Source organism: Sulfoacidibacillus thermotolerans, from assembly GCF_003144315.1.
GTDB classification, from domain to species: Bacteria; Bacillota; Bacilli; order Alicyclobacillales; family SLC66; genus Sulfoacidibacillus; species Sulfoacidibacillus thermotolerans.
Genome location: NZ_MPDK01000098.1, coordinates 1 through 790 on the forward strand (window position 1 = coordinate 1; position 790 = coordinate 790).

The 790-nt window shown below is 43.5% G+C and carries 2 protein-coding genes; both read left to right on the forward strand.

Going from position 1 to position 790, the window contains the following annotated elements:
* Positions 1 to 440, forward strand: a 440-nt coding sequence (locus tag BM613_RS15285; protein ID WP_219930731.1) for a hypothetical protein, incomplete at its 5' end; no start/stop codon positions are given.
* Positions 441 to 571: 131 nt separating this feature from the next.
* A partial coding sequence (locus BM613_RS15450; protein ID WP_219930732.1) for a hypothetical protein occupies positions 572 to 790 on the forward strand: 219 nt, incomplete at its 3' end.

The following is a 790-nucleotide window of genomic DNA, read 5'->3' on the forward strand; positions in this document are numbered from 1 at the left end:
GTGCGGAAAGTGCCGCTCAAGAATCTGGTGACGCACTGGAAACGCGTCTTATCACTAAGACTGCTTCATTAGTTGGTATTGCTAAGACTGGTGCTGCTGCGTTAGAAAAAATCCTTCGTATTTGTGCTATATGGATGGGATTAAATCCAGATGAAGTTAAAGTTACACCTAACCTTGACTTCAGCAAAGCTAATATTGAAGGCCAGGAATTGGTGCAGGTGCAGACTGCCAAGAATCTTGGTGCTCCGTTATGTGCTGAGTCTATGCACAACTGGTTGCAGGATAAGGGAATGACCTCTTTGACGTTTGAAGAGGAGATGAAACGGCTTGAGGAGGAGCGCAAAGAATACCCGTTCCTTTTACCTCAAGTTAAAAACGATCAGAACCAAATCCAGCAAACAACTGGAGAACAAACGGGGAATGAAAATGCCGCTAAGTAAAGGCGTGCAACGTAAAGCAAAAGTCAAGAGTAAAAAATAGTTGCTTCATTCTTAATGATGTATTAGTCTTTATAGCGCGGTAGAACGGTCTATCGCGCTTTTTAGTGGAACGGTCCACAATGGAGAATTTTATGAACAAATATCACATTCATCTGGCGGTAGCTTATTCCGCTGGCTTCTTCCAGTCCATGCCTCGTTTTGGTGCATTGGAACTTGAATATACTTCTGAAGACGAAATCCCGGAAAACGCGCGTGAGTATTATTCCCGGTCACTTATACACATCTCCGAGCCCCCGCAACTAAGGCACACACCAGTAGCCACCTTATGCTTGAACAAAAAAAAAAAAACA